This is a genomic window from Gluconobacter sp. P1D12_c (genome assembly GCF_018812105.1).
In the GTDB taxonomy this organism is placed as follows: domain Bacteria; phylum Pseudomonadota; class Alphaproteobacteria; order Acetobacterales; family Acetobacteraceae; genus Gluconobacter; species Gluconobacter oxydans_A.
On the sequence record NZ_JACSIQ010000002.1, the window covers coordinates 149,714 to 174,261 of the forward strand.

General features: G+C 51.9%; 17 protein-coding genes. 11 read left to right on the top strand and 6 right to left on the bottom strand.

Annotated elements, in window-relative coordinates; genetic code table 11:
* The first annotated feature begins 96 nt into the window (after positions 1–96).
* The 3 genes from KP705_RS02635 (at position 97) to KP705_RS02645 (ending at position 3,585) form a co-directional block, all read left to right on the top strand.
* On the top strand, positions 97–819 hold the full coding sequence (locus tag KP705_RS02635) for a response regulator (protein ID WP_046901794.1): 723 nt from the start codon (positions 97–99) through the stop codon (positions 817–819).
* Complete coding sequence (locus tag KP705_RS02640; RefSeq protein ID WP_215763962.1) at positions 816–2,216, top strand: cell wall metabolism sensor histidine kinase WalK; 1,401 nt, start codon at positions 816–818, stop codon at positions 2,214–2,216. Before KP705_RS02635 ends, KP705_RS02640 begins: the two co-directional genes overlap by 4 nt.
* A gap of 661 nt (positions 2,217–2,877) precedes the next feature.
* The gene (locus tag KP705_RS02645) at positions 2,878–3,585 is read left to right on the top strand and encodes a DUF3313 family protein (protein ID WP_308267180.1); all 708 of its coding nucleotides are present in this window, start codon (positions 2,878–2,880) and stop codon (positions 3,583–3,585) included.
* A 77-nt stretch (positions 3,586–3,662) separates the two neighbouring features.
* On the opposite strand, the gene KP705_RS02650 is transcribed toward KP705_RS02645, so the two are convergent.
* From KP705_RS02650 to KP705_RS02675, 6 genes are all read right to left on the bottom strand, one after another.
* Entirely contained in the window at positions 3,663–4,676 is a 1,014-nt protein-coding gene (locus KP705_RS02650) for a LacI family DNA-binding transcriptional regulator (protein WP_215763963.1), read from the bottom strand.
* A gap of 137 nt (positions 4,677–4,813) precedes the next feature.
* Positions 4,814–6,433, bottom strand: coding sequence for an ABC transporter ATP-binding protein (locus KP705_RS02655; protein WP_215763964.1), 1,620 nt, complete (start codon positions 6,431–6,433; stop codon positions 4,814–4,816).
* Between the two features lie 10 nt (positions 6,434–6,443).
* Positions 6,444–7,283, bottom strand: coding sequence for an ABC transporter permease (locus KP705_RS02660; protein ID WP_046901799.1), 840 nt, complete (start codon positions 7,281–7,283; stop codon positions 6,444–6,446).
* Entirely contained in the window at positions 7,280–8,242 is a 963-nt protein-coding gene (locus KP705_RS02665; protein ID WP_046901800.1) for an ABC transporter permease, read from the bottom strand. The genes KP705_RS02660 and KP705_RS02665 overlap by 4 nt, the downstream gene beginning before the upstream one ends.
* On the bottom strand, positions 8,239–9,777 hold the full coding sequence (locus KP705_RS02670; protein ID WP_308267181.1) for an ABC transporter substrate-binding protein: 1,539 nt from the start codon (positions 9,775–9,777) through the stop codon (positions 8,239–8,241). Before KP705_RS02670 ends, KP705_RS02665 begins: the two co-directional genes overlap by 4 nt.
* A gap of 169 nt (positions 9,778–9,946) precedes the next feature.
* A complete protein-coding gene (locus KP705_RS02675; RefSeq protein WP_046901801.1) occupies positions 9,947–12,205 on the bottom strand; it encodes a TonB-dependent receptor domain-containing protein in 2,259 nt (752 codons plus the stop codon).
* A 311-nt stretch (positions 12,206–12,516) separates the two neighbouring features.
* On the opposite strand from KP705_RS02675, the gene KP705_RS02680 reads away from it, so the two are divergent.
* From KP705_RS02680 to KP705_RS02715, 8 genes are all read left to right on the top strand, one after another.
* Positions 12,517–13,731: an acyl-CoA dehydrogenase family protein gene (locus KP705_RS02680; protein ID WP_046901802.1), complete on the top strand. Its 1,215-nt coding sequence runs from the start codon at positions 12,517–12,519 to the stop codon at positions 13,729–13,731.
* Positions 13,728–15,122 (top strand): NtaA/DmoA family FMN-dependent monooxygenase, encoded by a 1,395-nt coding sequence (locus KP705_RS02685; protein ID WP_235271825.1) that lies wholly within the window; start codon positions 13,728–13,730, stop codon positions 15,120–15,122. The genes KP705_RS02680 and KP705_RS02685 overlap by 4 nt, the downstream gene beginning before the upstream one ends.
* Positions 15,119–16,300 (top strand): FMNH2-dependent alkanesulfonate monooxygenase, encoded by a 1,182-nt coding sequence (gene ssuD, locus KP705_RS02690; RefSeq protein ID WP_215763965.1) that lies wholly within the window; start codon positions 15,119–15,121, stop codon positions 16,298–16,300. Before KP705_RS02685 ends, ssuD begins: the two co-directional genes overlap by 4 nt.
* Positions 16,297–17,730 carry an FAD/NAD(P)-binding protein gene (locus tag KP705_RS02695; protein WP_215763966.1) on the top strand — a complete coding sequence of 478 codons (1,434 nt, stop codon included), beginning with the start codon at positions 16,297–16,299 and terminating at the stop codon, positions 17,728–17,730. The genes ssuD and KP705_RS02695 overlap by 4 nt, the downstream gene beginning before the upstream one ends.
* Positions 17,727–19,220: an MFS transporter gene (locus KP705_RS02700; protein WP_046901805.1), complete on the top strand. Its 1,494-nt coding sequence runs from the start codon at positions 17,727–17,729 to the stop codon at positions 19,218–19,220. The genes KP705_RS02695 and KP705_RS02700 overlap by 4 nt, the downstream gene beginning before the upstream one ends.
* Positions 19,221–19,276: 56 nt before the next feature.
* Complete coding sequence (locus tag KP705_RS02705; protein WP_200898357.1) at positions 19,277–20,620, top strand: LLM class flavin-dependent oxidoreductase; 1,344 nt, start codon at positions 19,277–19,279, stop codon at positions 20,618–20,620.
* Entirely contained in the window at positions 20,617–21,558 is a 942-nt protein-coding gene (locus KP705_RS02710; protein WP_046901806.1) for an aliphatic sulfonate ABC transporter substrate-binding protein, read from the top strand. Before KP705_RS02705 ends, KP705_RS02710 begins: the two co-directional genes overlap by 4 nt.
* A gap of 466 nt (positions 21,559–22,024) precedes the next feature.
* On the top strand, positions 22,025–24,301 hold the full coding sequence (locus KP705_RS02715) for a TonB-dependent receptor domain-containing protein (protein WP_215763967.1): 2,277 nt from the start codon (positions 22,025–22,027) through the stop codon (positions 24,299–24,301).
* The last annotated feature ends 247 nt before the right edge of the window (positions 24,302–24,548 follow it).

Consider the following 24,548-nt stretch of genomic DNA (forward strand, 5'->3'; position numbering starts at 1 on the left):
AAAGGAAATTGTGAATGAGAGGAATATGTCCGTGCTGAAATAATTTACTCACATAAGAGACATCATCAGGATGATCTCACATGCTATCAAGACTGGATGACTGTGATGCCTCATCTCCTTATCGTTGATGACGACAAGGACATTCTCGCCTTGCTGACCAACTTTCTCGGTAGACATTCCTATACTGTGTCCATAGCTGAAGATGGCGTAGCCATGTTCTCCGCAATATCGGCAGGAAATGTTGATCTGGTCATTCTAGATATCATGCTACGCAATGAAGATGGCTTTAGCCTCTGTCGTCGACTGAGAACGTCATCGAATGTACCAGTCATTATGCTGTCTGCTATGGCAGAACATACGGACCGGGTTGTCGGTTTGGAAATCGGAGCCGACGATTATCTGACAAAGCCGTTCGATCAACGTGAGCTTCTCGCCAGAGTTAAAGCTGTTTTGCGGCGAACATCCGGCAAGCATGAGATTTCGTCTGAGAATGAAGCCCGTCCCCTCCTTGCATTCGGGGGCTGGCGCTTGGACGTCGCGCGCCGTGAACTGCGGTCTGAGGATAACGCCTTGGTTCTCTTGTCAGGTGGAGAATTCGAGCTTCTGTTAGCTCTGGTAGAGCACCCTCAGAGGGTTCTTACTAGAGATCAGCTTCTGGATTTTGCTCGGGGACGGAACCACACGGCCTACGACCGCAGCATCGATGTGCAGATTAGTCGCCTACGGCATAAACTTGAAGATGACCCTAAAAACCCGACCGTAATTCGTACTGTTCGGAATGGAGGGTATTTGTTCTCCCCTGCGGTCAAGCGTTTATGAAACGCCGCCTATGGTTTGAAGACACCATTACCCTTCGCCTCGTAACCACTGTTGCGCTTGCAGCCGCTACGACAATTGGTTTGCTCCAGTTATTCTTCATGTTTGGGGGGTATTGGGCAGCACCTAATATTGAACAAACCGGACTTTTACAGGAAGTCGCTACAGTAAGCCGCGTAATCAGTGCTGCCCCACAGTTTGATCGCGTCAAGCTTTCTAGTGCTGCTTCAACTGAGAGGCTGACGTTTGAGTGGTTTGAAACGGGAAGCAATACCGCCAAGGCCCTTGAAACGGCACATTACAAACCGTCAGAAGTCCAGTCCGGAGAACAATTGATTTCGTCATTCATCGGAAATACAGCACGGCGCCTTGATGCATTCTCGATAGAAAACCCTGTTTCTGCCGCTGAGGGTATTCGTGTTGATAAGCGCAAATACCCGAATGCGACTTTCCTGGCTCTACAACTCCAGGACGGTAGCTGGCTCCTTTGCTCCGCGCTTGTGCGTAGTTGGGGCTTTTACGCCCGCGAACGCCTTCTTTTAGAACTCACAATTCTCGTGTCATGGATCATCGCAGTATCGCTTATTGCCTCCCGTCAACTATCTCAACCAATTGAGAAACTTGCAAAAGACGTGGGCCGTTACGGCGCTAAACCATATACTGCCCCCATTCCGGAGACCGGGCCCCGGCAATTACGGTTGGTTGTAAGAACGATCAACGCCATGCAGACACAGATTCAGAAGTTCATTGCTGACCGTACAACCATGCTCGCAGCGATTTCTCATGATCTGAGAACGCCCTTGACCCGCATCCGTCTTAGAGGGGAGTTCATCGAAGACCCGGAACAGCAGGCAAAGCTGTTTCGTGATGTTGATGAAATGCAAGTGATGATTGATGGCGCGCTCTCTTTCTTTCGTGACGATGCCATAAGTGAAAATATTACAACATTTGATCTTCCCGGAATTTTGCATACGATTGCCAATGATTTTGCGGACCAGAATATTTCAATAAACTACATCGGCCCAGTCCGCGCGACATGCCAAGGTCGACCCTTTGCTCTCAAGCGTGTTTTTACCAATCTGGTAGAAAATGCGATCAAATACGCTACTCCGCCGACGATAGAGTTGATATGCACCAAAGAGCGATACATCGTCTCCATTCGAGATAAAGGCCCTGGCATTCCTGAGAGTGCGATCGAACGAATATTTGATCCCTATTTTAGGGTTGATAAATCCCGCAACCGAGAAACTGGCGGGGTGGGCCTAGGTCTTACATCGGCTTTATCAATTGTTCAGGCTCATGGCGGCTCAATTGATGTTTGCAATCATCTCGAAGGCGGCCTTGAAGTACGTGTCAGTCTGCTCAATCAAAGTTCTATTTTCTTGCCCATATCAAAATAGTTTCAAGTAAAAATTATACGAATATAATTCATTCTAATTTTAGAAAAATATTATATTGTGTTTCAATTTTGAAATAATAGAGAGATATTTTAGAAATCCTTATCTTGTAGATTAACGACATAGAGGATCCTCGATATTGCCTTTGAGATAATCCTCTCTTGTAGTCTATATTCTGGTGAGGTTTATTCAATGGAATTATCTGTTTCATCCTTTTTTGGTAAAAATGGCTGAGCAGATGCGCTGTAAATTCGCCATGGCGGCCTACTTACGATTTCTCGGCTATCTGTTCTGCATCAACGCGATGAGTTTCGCGTTCACCGTACATGCTAAATCACCAGATAAATGCCCTGAGACAAGTAGTTCAGAAATCAGGCTTTGCGTCCTTAGATGCAGATCATGATGGTCGTCTTTCTTGGCCAGAATTCAGAATTGCGCTGGAGACGATCATCCGTTGCAAAAACGGTATACACGCACGCGAATTCAAAGCACTTCCAGAGCCACAACAGGAATCTATTCTACTCTATTTCTTCTTTGCCATGGATCCGCAGCAAAAAGGATTTGTAAGCGAATCCAACTGGAAACCTTAAAGAGAAAGAACAACAATATTTTCTCTTTTTATAAATAGAAACGCAAAACCAAACTTAGTAGAAGGAAAATATCCGTGTTACGAGTAGTGAAAAATACCGTGCAATTAGGAACCTCCATACTCCTGTTTCTGGACATAACGGGCTGCGCTGGACAGAAAGTGACGCATTCAGGTTTTCTGCCGGAAGAGACCTACACTGAAATGACACCCCAAAAAGGGCATGTGGATGACCATATCTACGTAAAGCCGGGCTTGGAGGCTTCTAAATACAAAATTGCGGTGATTGATCCTGTTGCATGGCACCCTGTTGCCAACGCGCCTCACCTCAAGCCCGAAGTAGCCGCACGTATGACTGATGCGTTCACCACAGAAATTAGAAAGCAGGTCGGAACGATCTATAACGTCGTCGATGCATCGACATGCGCACCTTGCACAGACGCAATACATATTCGCGCTGCGATTACCAATATTCGTCGTAGCAAATGGTACTATAATGCTATTCCTGTCGTTGCAGGGTTTGCCGCAGGTGCCGCCGGAGGTGGTATGCCTCCCATTCCTCCGCCGTTCCCAGGCGGTGCTAGCGAAGAACTCATTGCGGTAGATGGTTCTAACAACGAAACACTTGTTGCTATCGCTACGTATAATAATGGCATGCCATGGAACATGATGGGACAATGGCTACCATATGCCCACGCAAAACGTGCATTTCACCTTGCCTCCGGTCTGTTAGTGGAAGAGTTCAAAAAGAGTGGGGCAACGGTTATTCCTACAGAAAAAAAGTAAAGAACCTGTGGCATCATCAGGACCAATCTTGATGATGCCAACTTTACATAATGCTACGGCTTAATACAGATACCTATTCAGGTAGACTGCCTCACCAGAAGAGATGGCGCTAACGCTGCAAGGGTGGGATTCAGTATTTTTTTGTTCCAAATGTCACCTAACATTCGAACAGCAACGCATCCCATCTCAGAAGATGGCTGTGAGGATGTTGTGAGCGCAGGCGTTGTGAAGGCCGTATAATCAAGACCGTCGTAGCCTGCAATTGCTACGTCTGCAGGCACCTTCAGCCCGGCATTTTGGACCTCATGCAGGAAGCCGAAAGCCAATGAATCACTGCAGCAGATGACAGCCGTTGGCCGTGTCCTGAGTTTCAGAAATGCTTGTGCAGCGCGTTTCCCAGATTGTAGATCGAATGGCCCCCCTTCCAGTCTGACGAGGTCCGCTAAAAGGCCTAATCTTTTCAGGTGACTGGTAGTCGCTTGAAATCGTATTTGCTCATGGGTGGTCTCGCGTGGTCCAGAAACGAAAGCAAAATGACGATGACCGCGTGCAGCCAAATGATCTACAATTTCCGAGAATGCCTGCTTTTCCTCGGCTACGACGCTAACAAGGCCATAAGATGTCAAGTCGTTCAATACACTGATAACAGGAAGGACATGTTCTTTCGGTCTGAAAGCATGATGCGATGTCCATTTTTCTGCTGCAAGAAGTAATACCCCGTCCACCGTTCCAGTTCTTAAAAATTTTGTGGCATCGTCAGACGAGACCGCCTGACTTAGATTTTGTTGCAGCATTACGCTCAATCCATGAGCTTCCGCCTCTTCGCAAATCCCTCGAAGAACTTCGGTAAAAACTGGCGAGATCGGTTGTCCTGGAAAGGTCGGGATCAGCACCATGATGGTGTCTGTTTTTCCAAGGATTAGATTGCGAGCTGCGGCATTGCCGACATACCCCAGTTGCGCGGCCACTTCTTGAACAAGCAGGCGTGTCTCCTCACTCACGCGCTCTGGATTTGAGAGCGCACGACTGACTGTGGAAACGTTCAGGCCGGTTTTCTTTGAAATATCAGAAAGCTTAACGCGCCCGTTCAATGCCTTGCCTCATGCCTGCGTCTACCGGGCGGGTTCATACCTTGCATGAGCTCTTATAATAATCCCGTTTAGATTGAAATTATTATTGCTAGAATCACCTTAAGGGCGCTCCAAAAAAAGTGGAGCTTGCCTTTTTACTATACATAATCCGGCAATTTTGAATTGAGTAAAAGCCGCGTGAAGTTATGCTGTGGCGCTTCAAAGACCTGTTGTGTCGGTCCGGTCTCCACTACGCGACCATTCTGCATTACAAGGACGTCGTCACTGATCTGACGAATGACGCCCAAATCATGAGAAATGAACAAATAAGAGATATTGAGGCGTTCTTGTAGCTCTGTGAGCAGTTCCAGCACCTGTGCCTGAACTGAGACGTCAAGTGCTGAAACCGGTTCATCACAGACGATCATCTTGGGATTTCCCGCGATGGCACGTGCAATTGCGATGCGCTGACGTTGGCCGCCTGAAAGTTGAAGAGGAAACCGACGGGATATATCTGGTGTTAGCCGCACTAATGTCAAAAGAGCCGCAATGCGATCATTATGCTCGGCATGTGGGATGGCACTGGCTTTTAGAGCGTCAGTAAGAATACGCTGAACAGTCCAGCGTGGATCGAAGGAACTGAGTGGGTCCTGATAAACGATACCCATTTCATGTCGAAACGGTCGGCGCTCATGTTCTTCAACACTTCGATTGGTCTTCGCTTGAACTCCGCTCCATAATCTCCCGTCAAACCATACATTCCCCCTATCAGGTTCCAGAAACCCGGCGACGATCCGTGCTGTTGTCGTCTTCCCTGAGCCAGATTCACCCAAAATGCCGAGTGTTTTGCCTCTTCGAAGGGTAAAACTGACATGATCTACTGCGAGCCTCGATGCACTAGTCGTATTAGGATAGCTTTTGACGATATCATTCACGACGAGTAACGGGGTCTCGTCGTTCGTTTGCAGAGTTGAAGGTTGCGGGGAGTTATGGTTTTTCTTCGGAACCGAACTTAGTAACAAGCGCGTGTAATCCTGCGAAGGATGGCGCAAAATTTGCTCAGTCTCGCCCTGCTCTATCATTTGCCCGTTCTTGATGACGATGATCGAGTCAGCGACCTGAGACACCGCTTCGATGTCATGGCTGATCAACAATATTCCATGACCCGCATTTTTCAGGTCACGAAACAGGCCGAGGACACGGGAGACCGCACTGGCATCCAGCGCAGTCGTTGGCTCATCAGCAATTACTATCCCTGGGTTCAGAGCTATTGCAGAGGCGATGAGCGCTCTTTGCCGAAGTCCTCCAGAGAGTTCATCGGCCCGTTGCCGTGCACGTATTTCAGGTTCTGGCACAGATGTGCTTTTAAAAAGCTCCAGCACCTGCTTTCGACGCGCTGCACGATTACGCAAGCCGCGCCACTTACCATCTGCCATCAGGGATTCTTCTATTTCCTGCCCGACTGTTCGTAACGGATCGAGTGATGTCAGCGCATCCTGAAGGACGAACCCTATCTTCCGCCCACGAATCACGCCCCAGCTAGCCTCATCCAGTCTAAGGAGATCATCATCACCAAGGCGAAGGCTCCCTGCTGTAACCTGAGCTTGCTCGCCCGCTAACCCGACGAGACTGCGCGCGGTTACGCTTTTGCCCGATCCGGACTCACCCACCATGGCTAGAATTTTGCCAGGCGTTATTTGAAAAGAGAGGTCGTGTACGACCTGCTTTCCACCAAATGATATGGAAAGCTTTTCAACCGTCAGGTCCTGTCCGGTCATAGTGAGTACCTCACGAGGGTCTGCCTTCGAGGCGACGTTGTAAGAAGCGCCCGACAATTGTTGTGGACAGCGCAGTCAGCACGATGAAAAGGCCGGGAAAGAGAGTGAGCCACCAGGCATCAGCGATGAAGTCGCGGCCCATGGACATCATGGTTCCCCACTCCGGGGTGGGTGGCGGTGCTCCAAGCCCCAGAAAAGATAATCCTGACGCCCAGACAATTGTTTGGCCCACGCCCATGGTGGCGGTCACAATGAGCGGGCGAAGTGCGTTGGGAAGAATATGCCGCTGAACGATGGAGAACGGCGTGTGACCAAGGGCACGAGCGGCCTCAACGTATCCGGAGTATCGGACTGATAGAACCTGACTAAAAACCATCTTGCCATAGCCAGGTGTCGCAGCGATCCCGATGGCCAAAGCCAGCGGTCCTGCCCCTGTCCCAAGACTTGCAGAGAAGAGAAGCGCCAGTATCAGGGCGGGAAACGAAAACAGCACATCTATGATCGCGCCAATACTTTTCTGAAGCCATCTAGGGCCAAGCCCACCTGCCAATCCTAGGATAATCCCACCGGAAAAACTGATTGCGACAGCCCCTGCTCCCACAAGCAGAGATTGGCGTGTACCGTGGATGACACGTGTCAAAATATCCCGGCCAGACTGGTCTGTTCCGAAAGGGTGGCTCCAGTCTGGGGATAAGAAAGCATGCCGTGGTGCTATGGCATAGGGATCAGTTGCGCGGATCGCATTGGGAATGATGGCTGACACCAAAAGGAACACCAGAAAGCCAGATGCAGGAAGGACCGCAATGGGAATCTGCTTCCATGCCATGAGCCTCTTTGCGGTTATGGTCATGGCGAGACTCTCCGCCCACGAGATGTAGCGAGGCGCGGATCAACCAGTTCATAGATGAGCTCGATACCCAGGCTGGCAAATATGTATGCGACCGTGACGAACAGAACGATGCCCGTTGTTAGGGGCATATCCTGCGCGGAAACGGCATAGACCAATGTGCGTCCAAGCCCCTTACGTGAAAATATGGCTTCGATGACCGCAGTCTCACCAAGAAGAGCGCCGAGAGCCCATGCTGAGAGTGCGATACCCGGAAGAAGTGCGTGACGCAGGGCATGACGACGCAAAACCTGCCCCAGACTAAGTCCCCGCATTCTTGCGCTGAGAATGAAAGGCTGATCGAGGGCAATTTCCAAAGACTCACGCGTGACCTGTGCCAGAAATCCGCCCAAGGGAAGGGCGAGAGAGAATGCCGGCATGATGAGTGAGGTTAGCGATGAGCTTCCAGCAGGTGGTAGCAGGTGTAATCTGAACGCGAATACCCATAGCAGCACAATTCCAAGCCAAAATGGCGGAAGTGCTGCAGCGGAGATGTCGAAACAGGCTCCGACGGTCGAGAGTACTCTTCCGCGCCGGACTGTGCAGAACACTGACAGCAGTGCGAGCGTCCATGCGAGGAGTAGAGAAATGGATGCCAGTGCCAGCGTTGGTAGCATCTGCTGGCGTAAAACTTCCGCAACACGCAGATGCTGGCTGAAGGAGACGCCCAAATCCCCGTGCAGAAGACGCCATATATAGAAACCATATTGCACGATGAGGGGGCGATCGAGGCCGTACTCCATTGTGATCGCTGCGACCGCACCCGGTGTGGGGTTGGCCATGGCCCCACCGAGAATGATCGTTGCCGGATCACCAGGCATCATACGTACCGCGAGAAATGTCAGTGTGGCAGATGCGAACAGCATGCCGAGACTCAAACCAATCCGACCGATCAGGCGCCGAGAAGCCAAGTGTTTCATCATGGCGTCATCCAGGCATCATGAAAATTGATGACGCGTAATGATGGCTCGATGCGTACACCGTGGACATTGCTGAACACCCCTAGACGTGTGGTCTGCGAATACGTCGTGATTTGAAGCTGTGCCTTGGCAATGATCTCTTGAGCCTGTTGATAAAACGCTTTTCGTTGCTGCTGGTCTTGCGTGGCCAGTGCCTGTTCCACGACCTTATCGAAAATCGGGCTGCTATAGCCTGAAGCATTCTGATGAATGCCGTGCCGGAAATGGTTGGTAAAAGCAGATCCGAAGACGATGCGAAGGACATCCGGGGTATTTGTGTTCCAATACCCAATCCGCACGTCATAATCCCAATCGTCACTCCGTGCGATATTCGCAGTCTCACTTAAAGGCTCTAGGCGGACATCAAAGCCTGTCTGGCGTGCTGTGGCCTGTACCTGCTCCCAAAGAGTGCGATCTGCAGGTGCAAGAACCGTAGAGATCGGGATATGTACGGTCAGTCTTTTTCCGTCCTGCATCCGATATCCATCGCGATCGCGCTTTTTCCAGCCCGCGTCATCCAGAAGTGTATTGGCACGTCTCGGATCGTAGTTCTTGGTATGCTCGAAATCCGGACTATAATCTGGCGTGGAAGGACTTAGAGGTCCTCCAGCACGCTCATAATGATGGAAAAATATACTGCCTAATGCCCCATCAATATCTGCGGACCGAATGAACGCTTCACGGACACGGATGTCGTCAAATGGCGGCCGAAGCGTATTCAAGGTTCCGTTAGTAGGATTTCCCGGTCGATCTGCCATCAGTAATGATATGTCCGGATTGGCTTTTGCCGGCGTTTCGCCCTCAGGGGGTACGCTATCAATCACACCAACTTCACCTGCCTGAAGCATGGCAAAACGGACTGACGGTTCGGAAACGAAGCGCCAGACGATACCTTCAAGCCATGCTGGTCCCTGATGGCGTGCGGTAGGAGGAGCCCATGCATAGGCTGGGTTTCTCTTGAGAACGACCTCGCTCTGATGATCCCAATGGGTGATAATGAAGGGGCCAGACCCCACAGGGCTTTGGCAGTTCACGTCGCGAGGCCGTGCCAACGCTGTGGGGGACTCAATTCCGAGAAAACCCTGCGCCAGAACGTTCAGAAACGCTGAGTATGGCGAAGACAGGTGTACTGCTGCGGTATAGGGATCGAGAATATCGGTTCGGGTGTATTGGCGGATATAACCCCCTGCAGTCCCCGACTGGGTGGTGGGGTCCACCATATGGTCCAGATTACGCTTTACGGCCGCTGCATCGAACTTTGTTCCATCAGTGAAGGTCACGTCATGACGGAGGTGAAAGATATATGTGAGTCCGCCGTCCGTAATCTCCCATGACGTTGCCAGCCACGGGTAAATAGCGCCCTGTTCGTCCATGGAAACGAGCCGGTCCAGATATTGTTCGGCGATATAAACCTGGGGCATGTCCCCATAGACATGGGGATCAAGGCACAAAGGCTCGCGTTCCGTCGCAAAGACAAGAGTCCCACCTTTTTGAGGCACTGAGCTCTGCTGTCGGCTCGTATGTCGCGGTCTACTGTCTGTATCATGTCGATAAAACAGGACAGCTAAAGACACCACGATCGGAGCAAGTATCAAAGCCCGTCTGCGGTTATGATGTTTGCTCATGTGTCTGACCAATACGTCGCTTCAGGAAAGGACCTGCGCATCATCAGAGGTGCTTCCCCAGGTCACTGAGGTGGACGGTCACGCCGCCAAACACACTGAACCCGTCACCCGGGTAAAACATTGCGGAATCCGTATGATTAAGGTTGTAGGCGGTATAAGCGGCTGTGGCGTAATGCTTGTTTCCGAGATTACGGAAATCAAGAAAAGTGCTCCAGATTTTGCTTTTCGCCTCGTAACCGAGCTTCAGACCAAAGATCCCGTATCTGGGCGCTTTTAATGTATTGGCGTAATCAACATAGTAGCTTGAAGACGATCTGAAATCAAAGTTCGCATAAAACCCCAGCGGGTTATTATACTGAAGTTCAGCCTGATATTGCCATGTTGGGATCGACGGGAGTTTATTCTGTCCGAGAAGTGGGTCATGTCTGTAATAGAAGTCATTGACCGTGAGAGCCTGCCGGAATGACAAAGCACCATATTGATGCAGATTAAAGAGCTTCGTTGACAGGCCTGCTTCAATGCCCTGATGAATAGTCGGACTGGCGTTAGACGTTGTAGTGATTTCTGCTGTTGTACTGGTTGCACGCGTGACTACAACGGACAGCAGTTCATCTTTGACCCAACTCCGATAAAGAGTCAGGTTCCCATCGAAGATGCCGACATGACCTCTGATGCCGATCTCAGCCGAATTAGCCCGTTGGGCTTTTAATGGTCCTACAGTTCCTGTGTCATTGTAGGGACTGCCCCCTTTGACATCATGGTAGTTCCACGTCACAGGCGGGTCGATCAAACGACTGAAATTGGCGAACACATCAACGTCAGGATTAATCTCGTAACGCAAGCCTACGCGAGGCGTAATGAAAACATTATTATAGTGTTCGCGGCTCTGAAGAGCTGAGTTGGGTATTAGACGGTCAACAACGCGAATATTGCGGTCAATCCAGATAACTGAAAAACCGCTGGTCAGCCAAAGCCGGTTGAAAATGTTGAAATTATTCCCAGCAGCAAAAACCAGATCATGTGATCCGCCATATTTGACACGCTGATGTAGGGTCCAGTCTTCACTATTAGACTGCGTAGAGCGGACGGACGATGTGTAATATCTGGAATCTCCAGAGACCATATGCACGTCACTTAGAATGAGGTTGCTTTCAATCCTCCGTCCGAGAAGGCGATCGTTCCGGTTATATTTGATGGAATTGTTGATATCCGTGGAACGCCACAGATTAAACTGCTGCGTATTCGTCCCATTAAAGAGCGGATAATCGTTCCAGGTAATGCCGTATTCCAGCCTGGAATCATCATCGAAAATATAATTGGTTTTAAATCCCAGCATTGTGCTTCTGGTCGGGCGCCCTCCCCAGTCGTTTGGGTTGATGCTCGGGCTTTTGCGAAGCTGAGCAAGTGTAAGCAAGCCACCGTAATGGCCGAACCCCTCATCCCACTTGAAAATAAGGCGAGCAGATAATTTGTCGGTGAAACGGTATCCAAGATTTGCGACGACATCAGTGCGATGCATTGCCGTATAGCTCTGGAATCCTTGGCGATTGGTTCGTGCAACGGTGACGTAGTAATCGCCATTCTTGTTGCTGAATGTTCCGCCCTGACTGACTTGTTCTTTGAGAGTGCCGTAGCTGCCAGCTTCAAAGCGGGCCATAAACCCTGGAGCAGACACGCCTGTATGCGTTACGAAATTGATGCCACCACCGAGAGCAGTGGCAGCGTAGTCAAATGCGTTGGCGCCATAAAGAACTTCAGTGCGCTGATAGCCGGTATTATTGAGGCGATCTTCCTGAAATCCACCCACACCGCTGACAGTCAATCCATCAACGAGATATTTCATTCCCAGACTGTAACCTCCGTAGAAAACGCCTGCGCCTGATCCTCTTATGGAAATCTTGTTTCCGGTGCTTCCACTGGTCGCCTGAGCAAAAATGCCGGGCTGGAATGCCAGAGTGTCTTCAAGTGTGGCTGATCGCCCCTTCTCAACCTCCTTGCTGCTGATAACTGTAAAGTTTCCCGGCACCTTTCTCAGGCGCTTTTCGGCGGTACGGACACCATTTGACCCCGTGACACTGATATCCTCGCTCTTTGAAGGAGGCACAACGCTGTTTTTAGGGTGTGAAGATGCAACATGAGTGTTCGTGGACCTGACACCAGGGCGGGCATGAGGGGCACGCGGGCTCGGATTTTTGTTGCGTTCAATATCCTGAGCAAAAGCAGCAGGCATCAGGGTGCACGTTGAAAGAACGGTCATGCCAAGGAGGAGGATGCGTGTGCGCTGCTCGTAAAAGGCTTTCATGACTCGTTTCTCAACATTTGGGTGACATCTCGGAACATAAAATCAGCCGCTGTGGGACACATTTTTCCCAAGCGATTCCATTATTCACATATCCAAATGGATAAACGTTAATAACAACGTATTTTTAATGTTATATCTAATAAGCGCAGTTTACCCTCATTAACCATAGGAAAAGAGCCATTCTATGGGTTCATATTGAAATAATTAATGTGAGAGATGACGAATTAAAAATTACGCTCCTGACGGTTTGGTGCACATCATAAACTACCAAAACTAGTTGATTTTGCCTTATATCCGTTAGGTGTCGTTGTATGTCCTCTTCCGACAATTTCGTCTCTGCCAGAGAACGCTTGCAGCCGATCATTGAAACGATAACGCGTGCATCGCAGGAGTTCGAACGCGACCCCGCGCTTGTCCGAAATGTCGTTCAGGACTTGAAGACTGCCGGACTGGGGCGCGTACGTCTGCCCAATAGATTTGGTGGGTATGGAGCATCTCTCAAGCAGAGTTTCAGTCTGCTGCGGGATCTGGCGACAGCAGACTCAAACCTCCCGCAAATATTTCGTGCTCATTTTGCATTTATTGAAGGCAGGCTCCGTCACGCTCACAAATCTGCCGAATGGTTTGACCGTGTTCGTGAAGGAGCACTTTTTGGCGCAGCCATGGCAGAACGCGCGGACGAAACAGGCGTATCTACACAGTTGAGTTCTGACGGAAATGAGTTTCGCCTGAATGGTACAAAGTACTATTCCACCGGTACAGTCTATGCTGACTGGATCATTGTCTGGGCTGCAGAGGGAGAGCAACGGGCACATGTCCTGGTCCCTTCAGATGCCCTCGGTGTCACACGTATCGATGACTGGGATGGCTTTGGCCAGCGCCTCACGGGCAGCGGAACAACTGTTTTTGACAACGTCTTAATTGGCCCCACGCAAGTTCTGGATCGCTCTCAGCCCGGAAATATTCCGGCTCATTCTTATCTCGCCGCCTACTATCAGCAATTTCATCTTGCAGCCCTGGCAGGAATTTCAGCTGCCGTACTGCGCGATGCTGTTGACTTTGTGCGGCCGAGAACACGCACTTTCGGGGTCCCCGGCAAAGTTGTTCAACGAGAAGATTCCGTTGTTCAGGGTGTTGTTGGGCGTTTGTCGGCCCTTGCGTTCTCGACGTCTGCCTTGGTCGATCGCGTTTCGGATGCATTAACTGAGGCTGAACCGGCCTGGCTGCGGGGCGACACCGAGAGCGTCACGTTTAGCGAGGCAGAAGAAGCCGCTTTCAAAGCGCAGCAAATCGTTATTGATCAAACGCTTGAAGCTGCAAATCTGCTTTTTGAAGTTGGCGGGGCGTCCGCTACCAGTCAGACCAGAAATCTTGATCGCCATTGGCGCAATGCTCGCGTTCTCTCCTCACACAACCCTGCCGCCCAGCGCCGTCGGGAACTCGGGGATCTGGCTTTGAACGATACCCCTCTTTGGACGCCATACCGTGAAGGTCTGAAAAAAAGTCTCTCCAAGGAGCCGGCATGAGTAAGGCATCGGCCCCTAAGCAGTTAAAAGTCAATCTCTTCGAGATGGCCTGCGTGAGTCATATCGTTCACGGGATGTGGACGGCGCCTGACAACAATCGCCACCGTTTCGGAGAAATGGCATTCTGGCTGGAACAGGCGCGCCTCGCGGAAGACGCAGGTTTCGACGCAATTTTTCTTGCTGACGTCATTGGGGTTTATGACCGTTTTAACGGACTTGACCCTGCCCTTCGGCTCGGCGTGCAAATCCCAAATCTGGATCCGCTCTCCCTGATCCCGGCTATGGCCGCTGTCACTACGCGTCTGGGGTTCGCCGCAACATTTTCAACGACTTATGAGCCACCGTTTGCCTTTGCCCGACGTATGAGCACGCTGGATCTTCTGACCGAAGGGCGCGTTGGCTGGAACATTGTGACCTCCTACCTGCCAAACGCCGCCAGAAACTTCGGCCTCGCGGACGAAATCGAGCACGACGAGCGCTACGAGAGGGCTGAGGAATATCTTGAGGTTCTCTACAAGCTCTGGGAGCAGAGCTGGGACGAAGACGCTCTGGTCATTGATCGCGAGAAGGACGTTTTCACGCACCCTGATCGTGTTCACTACATCAACCACAAGGGTCGGCATCATCAAGTTGAGGGGCCGCATCTTGTGCAGCCCACACGCCAGCGCACGCCCGTTTTGTTCCAGGCGACCGGCTCCAAGCGTGGCCTGGAATTTGCAGCCCGCCATGCGGAGGCTGTTTTCATTGGGGGCCGTACGCGCGAGGAAATTCGCCACAACATTGCACAGACACGCGAACAGGCTGCCCTGAACGGACGAGACCCCAACGACCTGAAGTTTTATGTCATGGCCGGCCTTATCGCTGGGAATACGGAAGTCGAAGCTCACGAGAAGCTAAGCCGTTATCGGGCGCGCTATAGCGTCGAAGCTGCTCATGTCCATGCGCAAGCCGAGATTGATCTGCGGAATTTTGACCGCTCTCTGACTATTGGTGAGGCGCTTAAACAATCGGGGCGCCCGTTTGGAAACATGGGGCGCCGATTTGGTCCCGATCAAACAGTTGGTAGCGCGCTAGACCAGATTGCCAGTTTTGAACAAGGCCGCTTTTTCGTCGCTGGCACACCGTCCCAGATCGCGGATGCCGTCGAAGACTGGCTCGATGAAGATGGCATCGACGGGATTAACCTCCGCCAATACCACACATTTGAGACGGCCAGAGACTTTGGAGAGCTGATTGCTCCTGAGCTCCGCAAGCGTGGTCGCCTGCCAGAAAGGAGCACTCCTCCGGAGACATTTCGTCATCGCCTGTTCGGTTTTGATCGCCTTCCAACAAGCCATCCCGCCCATCAGGCCTCCCTACCCGTTCACGCCCAGACAGCGAGTTTTTCATGAGCACAAATGCCGCCACCGGGGGTGTCCCCGAGAAAATTAACGTTCTTTGGTTCCTTCCAACTCATGGAGACAGCCGATATCTGGGAACGCAGGAAGGTGGCCGCAGCGTTGATCTGCCGTACCTCCAGCAGGTCGCACGGGCTGCGGATAGTTTGGGATATTACGGCGTCCTCCTCCCCACAGGCCGGAGTTGCGAAGATTCTTGGATCGTTGCGTCCTCCCTTATTACGTCCACTGAACGGCTGAAATTTCTGGTAGCCGTCCGCCCTGGGTTGCAATCTCCAACCTTTGCGGCACGTATGACAGCGACACTGGATCGGCTATCTGGCGGTCGTCTCCTGATCAATGTTGTAACGGGCGGGGATCCTAAGGAAAATGAAGGGGACGGTCTCTTTTTCGACCATGCTACCCGCTACGAAATTACTGACGAATTCCTGTCGATCTACTCTCGTCTTCTGAAGGGTGACACCGTCAATCACGAGGGCAAGCACTTCCATATTGCGGACGGCCAGATCCTTTATCCTCCTCATCAGGCTGGTGGCCCACCTCTGTATTTTGGCGGCTCTTCTGAGGCGGGAATTCAGGTCGCGGCCAAGCGGATCGACAAGTATCTGACCTGGGGAGAGCCACCGGAACTTGTTAAGGAGAAAATTTCCCGTGTTCGCGAGGCCGCTGCTCGTGAAGGACGGGAAGTCAGTTTCGGGATCAGGTTTCATGTCATCGCCCGTGAGACAACAAAAGAAGCTTGGGCTGCGGCAAACCGCCTGATTTCCCGCCTTGATGACGCGACTATCGCGCAGGCCCAGTCTGTATTCTCAAGGCTGGACTCAGTGGGACAGTCCCGCATGAGCGCCCTGCATGGAGGACGGCGGGACAAGCTGGAAGTCAGCCCTAACCTCTGGGCTGGTGTCGGGCTGGTCAGAGGCGGAGCTGGCACGGCTCTTGTCGGTGATCCGGCCACCATTGCCGAGCGGATTGATGAGTACAGGCGCGCTGGCTGCGACAGCTTTATTCTTTCCGGATACCCGCATCTGGAAGAAGCATACAGCTTCGGCGAACTGGTCCTTCCGCTGCTTCCGACTGCTCATCCAACACGCACAGCCGGCGGTCAGAACAATATGGGGCCGTTTGGCGAGACGATTGCCAACTCTTATCGCCCGGCCCAAGCCTCTTCATGAACGTGGAAGTCCAGATCAGCCGCCCTCCCGTGGCTGCCACACTAGCAATTATTGGTGGCGGTGCGACAGGAACGATGATTGCATATCATCTTCTTAGCAAGCGCCGAGATCTGGGTGTCGGTAGCGTTGTAATCTTCGAGCCTCGCGCCCGGTTGGGTGCGGGCGTCGCGTATGGCAGCACAGATCCACACCACCGTATCAATGTTCCAGCGTCACGGATGAGCATTGATACGGATAAGCCTGATGACTTTGCGCAGTGGTTCAAATGGCACAGTCACGAAACCTGCGACCCGGAAGCCTTTTTGCCGTCTGGAGACGTTTACCCGACGAGGTCGGAGTTTGGCCGCTATCTCTTTGAGAGAATAACGCCATCTCTCGTCAACGAGACACTCAGGCATGTTCAGGATGCCGTAGTGGCCGTGCAGCATGATGGTCAGCACTGGCTGATCCATACCGCTCAAGGCACGGTATTTACCGTATCGGATGTCGTCATTGCGACATCTCATCCCGCTCCCGCCCTGCCGTATCCCCTCGAAGAAATCGCGCATGATCCACGCGTGATCTCCGACCCATGGGCGAAAAATGCCTTCAAAACCATAGATCCTCGGGCACGGATTGCGATTGTAGGTACCGGCCTCACAATGGCCGATGTTGTAGCAACGCTCACCGCACAGGGGCATCTGGGTCCTATTACTGCGGTTTCCCGACGTGGCCTGCGCTCCCGGGGGCATTCTCCTCAGCCTACCAGTCTCTTCGGGGATTTTTCCACCAACCCTGAACAGACGGCGTTAGGTCTGCTCACACGCATTCGTAAGACACTTACTTTAGCCCCGGACCGCCCGTGGCAAGACGTTCTGGATGCTGTGCGGCGACAGGGAAAGGCGATCTGGACGGCACTTCCCCCGACGGAACAGCGTCGTCTTGTCCGCCATCTTCGACCGTTCTGGGATGTCCATCGTTTTCGGATCGCGCCACAGGTCGAACGTGCTCTTAACCTAAGATCAGAAACTGGATCACTTACAGTTCTTGCGGCGAGGATCAAACGCGCGGACGCCACACCTGATGGCCTGACTCTGCATCTCCGGGAACGTGGGGGACGAACCCGGGCGATCCGGACAGACATTCTGATCAATACCACTGGCCCGGACCATGCCGGAATTCTGACAAAGCCCGGTTTTCTCTCTCGTCTGGCTCAGGATGGCTTTGTGCAGAAAGATCCCGTTGGTCTTGGGCTCTGGACAGGTGAAGACCACGCGGCCCTTGTTGGCGAACGCCCCGTACCGGGTCTGTTTGTTGCCGGACCACTCTCCCGTGGGACCTTTGGCGAGCTTATGGGTTTTCCGGAAGTAACAGCAAACGCTCAATCTGTCGCCGCCCGACTGGCCGATATCCTTCAGATCTCGACACATTCTGAACAGGTGCATTCATGACGTCTGCTCAAACTGCCACATCCGGCACGCCTCGCCCTGTCATCCGTCATGCTGATGATGTTTCCGCCATCGTCAATGCAGGGCCTCAAGGGGGCGGGCACGCAAACATCATCGTGGCTTTGGCTCTCGGTGGTGTCTTTCTTGACGCCTACGACCTGACAACGCTCTCCTACGGCATCGGCGACGTACAGAAGCACTTCGGTCTTTCCACATCCGCCACAGGGATGGTCGCAGCAGCGATGAGTGCAGGAACGATCGTCGGGAGTATCGCGGGGGGATGGCTGACCGACCGGATTGGTCGATACGCCGTTTTCATGGCGGACATGATCTGCTTCGTTATCGCAGCCCTTGTGGCAGGTATGGCGCCAACAGCCACCATCCTGATCCTTGCCCGTTTCGCGATGGGTTTCGGTGTCGGAATGGACCTGCCTGTGGCCATGGCATTCCTGTCAGAGTTTTCGAAGCTGAGCGGGAAAGGGAGCAAAGCGAGCCGGGCCGCGGCATGGTGCCCCACCTGGTATGCTGCTTCGTCGCTGTGCTTTTTCCTTGTCTTTGCCCTTGATGCGGTCGTTCCCGCCACTCATCCGGACTGGCTGTGGCGCGCGTCACTGGCCTTCGGAGCACTGCCCGCGCTTCTGATCATCCTTGTCCGTAACAGGTACATGAGTGAGTCCCCTATCTGGATCGCTCGGAACGGAGATCTGGAAAAAGCAGCGGAAATTTTAAGGGCGTCTCACGGCATCGACCCGGTTCTTCAGATCGAAGCGCCCCCTATCCGACCACAACCTCACGGGATTGCCCCTCTCTTCCGTCAGCCCCTGCTGAAGCGCGGAATTCTTGTCAGTATCATTTCCATCGTCAGTGCCTACTCCTACGCGGCAATCGCGTTCGGGGCACCGAGTTTGCTCGCAGGAATGCTGCACCTCGACCGTAAGCAGGTTCTGATTACATCAATCATTCTGAACCTCGTCTTCGCATTTACGGGTGGTTTGATTGGGGTTCGTCTGGCGCGATACGTGTCGTCCCGTAAGGTCAATATCGCTGGATATATCCTGCAGGCGATCTCCATAGGAACTCTGGCGATTGTGGGCACACCACAGTCCACGGCAGGCGTCATAGCGGTACTCGCAGGTTTTGCAGGGTATCTTTTCGGACAAGGTTTCGGACCCGGCTGCCAGCAGATGATCTATGCCACTCTGACCTATCCGACCGAAATCCGAGGCGTGGGAATTGGCATGAACCGGCTCATTTCTGGCCTGGGCGCCACCATGGCCATGTGGGCTCTGCCAAGCCTCTATGCGAATTTCGGAACAAACCTTTTCTGGTTCATTTTGAGCGCGCCTCTGATCGGTCTGACATTGCATCAGGTGATCCGCTGGGATGTCTTCAATTATGACCCAGATGGCGACAACACATTAAAGTCCTTGCTGAGGCCAACACTCCGGCAAGACGCATCTCCTCAACACTCAGCCCTCTTAAATCAGGGCTGAGTAAAGCCGAGCCTACCCCTCGCCGTTTTCATCCTGATCGTTTTCAAGGAGCGCCTATGTCTCTTATCCCCGTAAACGCATTTGATATGAATTGCGTCTCCCATCAGGCGAGCGGTCTATGGCGTCATCCAGACGATCAATCATGGCATTACAACACCCTCGGATACTGGACGAACCTCGCAAAAACGCTTGAACGCGGCCTGTTCGACGGTCTTTTTATCGCAGATGTTCTTGGCATTTACGACGTCTATGGTGGCGGACCGGAAGCCGCATTGCGCAATGCATCTCAGGTGCCCGTTAATGACCCGGCCATGCTGATTTCTGCCATGGCCGCTGTGACCGAGAACCTGGGTTTTGGGCTAACAGCAACACTTTCCTTCGAACATCCCTACCCCTTTGCTCGCCGTATCAGCACATTGGATCACCTGACCAACGGACGGATGGGGTGGAACATTGTAACGGGCTATCTGAACAGCGCGGCAAAAGGCGTGGGTCAGCAGCAGCAGACGTCTCATGATGAGCGCTATGACGTCGCGCGCGACTACATGCAGGTTTTGAGGGGGCTGTGGGAAAGAAGCTGGGAGGATGGTGCCGTTCTTCGGGACAGAGAACTCGGAAGTTTTACAGACCCCTCAAAGGTTCATCGTCTTCAGCACAAGGGCAAGTATTTTGAGGTCGATGCAATCCATCTCTGTGAACCCTCGCCGCAACGAACGCCCGTTCTCTATCAAGCTGGCACGTCCAGTAAAGGGCGGGCTTTTGCCGGCGACTACGCTGAATGCGTCTTTATTGCCGGTCCATCCAAAGAGGTGGCACGACATGCTGTTTCTGGGCTGGAAGCAGAGCTTCAACGCACGGGACGTTCTCGAAAATCACTCAAGATTTTCTCGCTTGTAACCATCGTCACTGCCAAAAGCGATGAGGCTGCTTTGGAAAAATGGGCGGAATATAGAAAATATGTCAGCCACGAAGGGGCTCTGACGCTCATGTCAGGATGGACGGGGATCGATTTTTCGACCTTCGATCTCGATGATCCAGTCCGTCATATCCGCAACGATGCCATTCACTCCGCAATCGATGCCTTGACCGTGGTGGACCCCAAACGGGTCTGGACTGTCAGGGAACTGGCAGAACATGCGGCGATCGGGGGAATGGGCGTAACGTTCGTTGGCGGGCCTCAGAAAGTCGCGGATCAGATCGAAACCTGGATTGAAGAAACAGGTATTGACGGCCTCAATCTCGCATATGCCATCACCCCCGGAAGCTTCGAGGATTTCGTGACATATATCGTGCCAGAGCTTCAAAAGCGTGGCCGTTACAAGACGGAATATCAGCCCGGAACTCTGCGGGAAAAGCTCTTCGGAACATCTGAACCACAATACAACACGGCGGCTCCATGACTGATCCACGTACCGTTATCACCCGTCGCAGTCTGCTGGCAGGGGGGCTTGCGCTCACTTTTGCCTCCTCGGCACATGCGGCCACGCCTGTCATCCGCATCGGCTACCAGCGCTACAGCACTCTCGTTATTCTCAAGGCCTCAGGTGCCTTGGAAAAAGCATTGGCGGGCCGCGCGAATGTCGTGTGGTCAGAATTTGTCGCTGGTCCACAACTCTTGCAAGCCCTGGTAGCGGGAGCACTCGATCTGGGGCAGACCGGTGATGCTCCTCCAGTGTTTGCATCGGCGGCAAGTCCTGATGCGCTTGTGTATGTCGGGCATGAGCCTCCTGCTCCACTGGCTGAAGCAATTCTCGTCCCTAAAGACAGTTCGATCCGAACCCTCGCGGATCTAAAAGGCAAACGGATTGCTCTCAATCGCGCGTCCAATGTCCACTGGTTCCTTCTTCAGGTTCTCCATAAAGCCGGTCTGTCTTTTCATGACATCAAACCAGCCTATCTGACACCTTCCTCTGCTCGTTCCGCTTTTGAAAGCGGCCAGATTGATGCATGGGCAATATGGGATCCCTACCTTTCCAGTGCGCTCTCCAACAGTCCGCGCATTCTGACGACGGCTCAGGATATCGTCGCCAATAGAGAGTTTTTTTTGGCTCGTCGTGGATTTGCAGAAAGTCAACCTGACCTTCTTCGGGAGGCACTTCACCAGATCGCGCAAACCGATGATTGGGCCCAGGCCCATAAGCCTGAAGTGTCCCGTCTTCTCGCAACACAAACAGGATTGCCATACGACACGGTTTATTCTGCAATCAAAACACGTGATTTCGGTTATGCGCCTATGAGTGCAGAGATTATTCAGGAACAACAACGGGTTGCTGATGGATTTCTAAAGGAAGGGCTTTTACCGTCACACGTTGATATTGGTCCAACGGTCTGGAAGTGATCAAAACCCTTGATGAAGGAGCCTTAGGAGACAGATTCCATCTACCTCAGACATTTAGTTTGGTGACAGGTTCACGTTTCATTGCCGCCTCAACACTCAGGGGTTTGTCATATAAGACGTGAGTCAAACTCATATTTACCTCTATATAAATCAAAACTGAAAAGTAATACAATATTATTAACCATCGTATTTGGTGATATATTTTGAGCAAGGAATACTTTGATGCGATGTAAGTGTTGTGATGCCTGAGAGGCATTAAGCCTTGTTGTGAAGTTGCGTCAGGCCCCTCACATGTAAAGACGTTGTGTATCTGTATCTTGCGTCAAACAACGCGAGAATGGAGAAAATTATAAATCGTCAATACAGGTGCGATCGCAGTCTTCACACATAAAATATAGAGCTCCCCAAGCGAGCTAAAGCATCAATAAACATGAGGCAAAACTTAGCCTCAGAATGAGCTTGAAAAATGAAGAGCATGAAAAATCGGGTGTATTTTCACACAGGTTTTCGCCTCGGTGTGTCTCGCGCACGACTGTCTTCCGTCCTGTTAAGTGCGGTTGCCATGACACCGCTTGTGAGCGAGGCTGCGGAGCACAAAATCCACACAAACCATCATCGTACAGGTGCTTTAAGTAAAAAACCGGCGAAATCCTCTACCGTAAATGGGGCGCAGTCTCCTGATACGCTCCATCATCCTGCTCCTTCTAAACCTTTTGTTGCTCCAAGTAGTGAGACGATCAAGGTCTCTACTCGGCGGCGTTCTGTTGTGGACCAATCGAAGGCAGCGTTAAGCACTATTCCTGGCGGGGTTAGTGTGATTGACGCGCATGAAGTTCTGAAAGGTCGGAACTTCACGAATGCTGACGTTCTTGCATTTCAGCCTGGTGTTTTTGCCCAGAGTTCGGGGGGCGGCGATGGATTGCGTCTCTCTATCCGTGGATCAGGGATTCAAACAGGTACGAACTATTTTCGCTCAGGCATCCTGATGATGTTCGATGGTCTACCTGTCACGACCCCTGCCGGTACGCCATACGAACTCTTTGAAGCACTCGGGGTGCGTTATACAGAAGTACTCCGCGGAGCCAATGCATTTGATTATGGAGGCCTGCAACTCGGGGGCGCCATCAACTACGTAACTCCTACGGGTTACGATGCAGACGTGTTTCAGGTTCGAGCAGAGGCGGGAAGCTTCAATTACAACAAGCAACAGGTCAGCTCAGGAAAAGTGATCGGGAAGTCTGACTACTATGTCAGTATCACCAAATCCTATCGAGGCGGATACCAGCAGCAGACTGCGGCAAGCAGTTTTGGTGTGAACGCAAACTATGGATACCGCTTCAATGACAAGGTCTCCACACGGTTCTTCTTCCGGTATCGGCAAACTCAAAACGGCTATCCGGGTTTCCTGACACGCGACCAGATCATTGATAATCCAAAACAGGCACAATCGACTTACGTTGCGCTGCATTCCAAGCGCATTCAACCGGGCTCAAAATGGTATGGCAATATGACTACCATCCGGATTGATGACCATTCCAAGCTTGAATTGGGAATTGATTATCAGGATGCTCCGATCGATATTGAAAACGGTACGACAGCTGGCATTTGGGGATATAAGACGATTGCTGGCGTCATCCGATACAGCCGCAAAGACAAGCTGTGGGGACACAGCAACGACGCATTGTTCGGGATTGACACCTATAGTGACCTGGATGCCTGGCAAACCACCCGTACACGAACATATACGGGCACGTATGCCGGGATTCCTCTTGGAACAAAGCTCCGGCATGCTACTTATGGCGGAACGGACAATTACTTCCATATCAGAGATAACTTTGAGCTCTTTCATAATTTCTGGCTGACCGCCGCTGGAGCACTGGACTTCGTACAGCGCTCTACGGCCGTGACGTATCCAACGCAAAGCTCTCTCGCCACGTCGGCCGTGGGCTTTACCCCGCGCGGAGGGTTCCGATATGTCATCAGTCCGCATGTTTCTGTGTATGGAAACGTCAGTCGCAGTTTTCAGCCACCTAATGACTGGCAACTTCTGTCTGGTGCCAACTACACGACTGGACCTGCGGCAGGCTTGACGGCAACGGGGGCCAGCCTCGAGAACCAGACGGCAACAACATATGAAATCGGCACGACGGGCAACTGGCTACACAATAGATGGAGCTTGACATACTACTATTCCTCCGTGAGGAACGAACTTCTGTCAGTCATGACTCCGCTGTCACAGCTTTACGGAAATGCGACCTACTCAAACGCTTCTCCAACTGTGCATCAGGGGGTCGAAGCTTCACTGGAGACAGACCTGTATAAATGGTCCGGCGGAACATTAAGTCTGCGACAGTCCTATACCTACCAGGATTTTCATTTCAAAAATGATGCTGTTTTCGGGCACAACAAACTACCGGGAATTCCAGCGCATTTTTATCAGGGGGAAGTCCGCCTCGATCTGAAAAATGGTTTCTATGCGGGGTTCAATGCACAGGTTTCGTCAAAGGTTTCCGGCTCTTATGACGATACCTATTTCGCACCGTCCTATCATATCTATAATGCCAATGTTGGCTATGAATGGCCCGGAAAACATCGTCAGGTATTTCTGTCATTCAACAACCTGACCAATAAACATTATGCTTCCATCGTAGTGCCTGGATACATTGCGGGGGGTAAGCAGTTGTCGGTCATGCAGCCAGGGGATGGTTTCGGCCTATTTGGCGGCGTCTCAGTCGGCTTCTAAACCGTGGTGGGGCAGGACGGAGTCTGTCTGCCCCACCTCATGTCCTACTCCGAGCCGATCGTCGAATAAAAACCAATCTGACGCAAAGCTATGGCGGCCGTCACAATAGCGAGAGCTTGGGCACCTTAGAATGATCGGCCCTGATCATACTTGGCTTCATACTCGCATATGCTTGCCTGTTGTGTGGCCCATGATTTCCGAGGAAAATCGCTAAAACGACGGCTTACCCATGTTTTTGGATAGCTTT

Excerpts from the sequence above, each read along its gene's own strand:
- KP705_RS02635 (WP_046901794.1), top strand. The coding sequence starts at position 97 with ATGACTGTGATGCCTCATCTCCTTATCGTTGATGACGACAAGGACATT.
- KP705_RS02640 (WP_215763962.1), top strand. The coding sequence starts at position 816 with ATGAAACGCCGCCTATGGTTTGAAGACACCATTACCCTTCGCCTCGTA.
- KP705_RS02655 (WP_215763964.1), bottom strand. The coding sequence starts at position 6,433 with ATGACCGGACAGGACCTGACGGTTGAAAAGCTTTCCATATCATTTGGT.
- KP705_RS02660 (WP_046901799.1), bottom strand. The coding sequence starts at position 7,283 with ATGACCATAACCGCAAAGAGGCTCATGGCATGGAAGCAGATTCCCATT.
- KP705_RS02665 (WP_046901800.1), bottom strand. The coding sequence starts at position 8,242 with ATGATGAAACACTTGGCTTCTCGGCGCCTGATCGGTCGGATTGGTTTG.
- KP705_RS02675 (WP_046901801.1), bottom strand. The coding sequence starts at position 12,205 with ATGAAAGCCTTTTACGAGCAGCGCACACGCATCCTCCTCCTTGGCATG.
- KP705_RS02680 (WP_046901802.1), top strand. The coding sequence starts at position 12,517 with ATGTCCTCTTCCGACAATTTCGTCTCTGCCAGAGAACGCTTGCAGCCG.
- KP705_RS02685 (WP_235271825.1), top strand. The coding sequence starts at position 13,728 with ATGAGTAAGGCATCGGCCCCTAAGCAGTTAAAAGTCAATCTCTTCGAG.
- ssuD (WP_215763965.1), top strand. The coding sequence starts at position 15,119 with ATGAGCACAAATGCCGCCACCGGGGGTGTCCCCGAGAAAATTAACGTT.
- KP705_RS02695 (WP_215763966.1), top strand. The coding sequence starts at position 16,297 with ATGAACGTGGAAGTCCAGATCAGCCGCCCTCCCGTGGCTGCCACACTA.
- KP705_RS02700 (WP_046901805.1), top strand. The coding sequence starts at position 17,727 with ATGACGTCTGCTCAAACTGCCACATCCGGCACGCCTCGCCCTGTCATC.
- KP705_RS02705 (WP_200898357.1), top strand. The coding sequence starts at position 19,277 with ATGTCTCTTATCCCCGTAAACGCATTTGATATGAATTGCGTCTCCCAT.
- KP705_RS02710 (WP_046901806.1), top strand. The coding sequence starts at position 20,617 with ATGACTGATCCACGTACCGTTATCACCCGTCGCAGTCTGCTGGCAGGG.
- KP705_RS02715 (WP_215763967.1), top strand. The coding sequence starts at position 22,025 with ATGAAGAGCATGAAAAATCGGGTGTATTTTCACACAGGTTTTCGCCTC.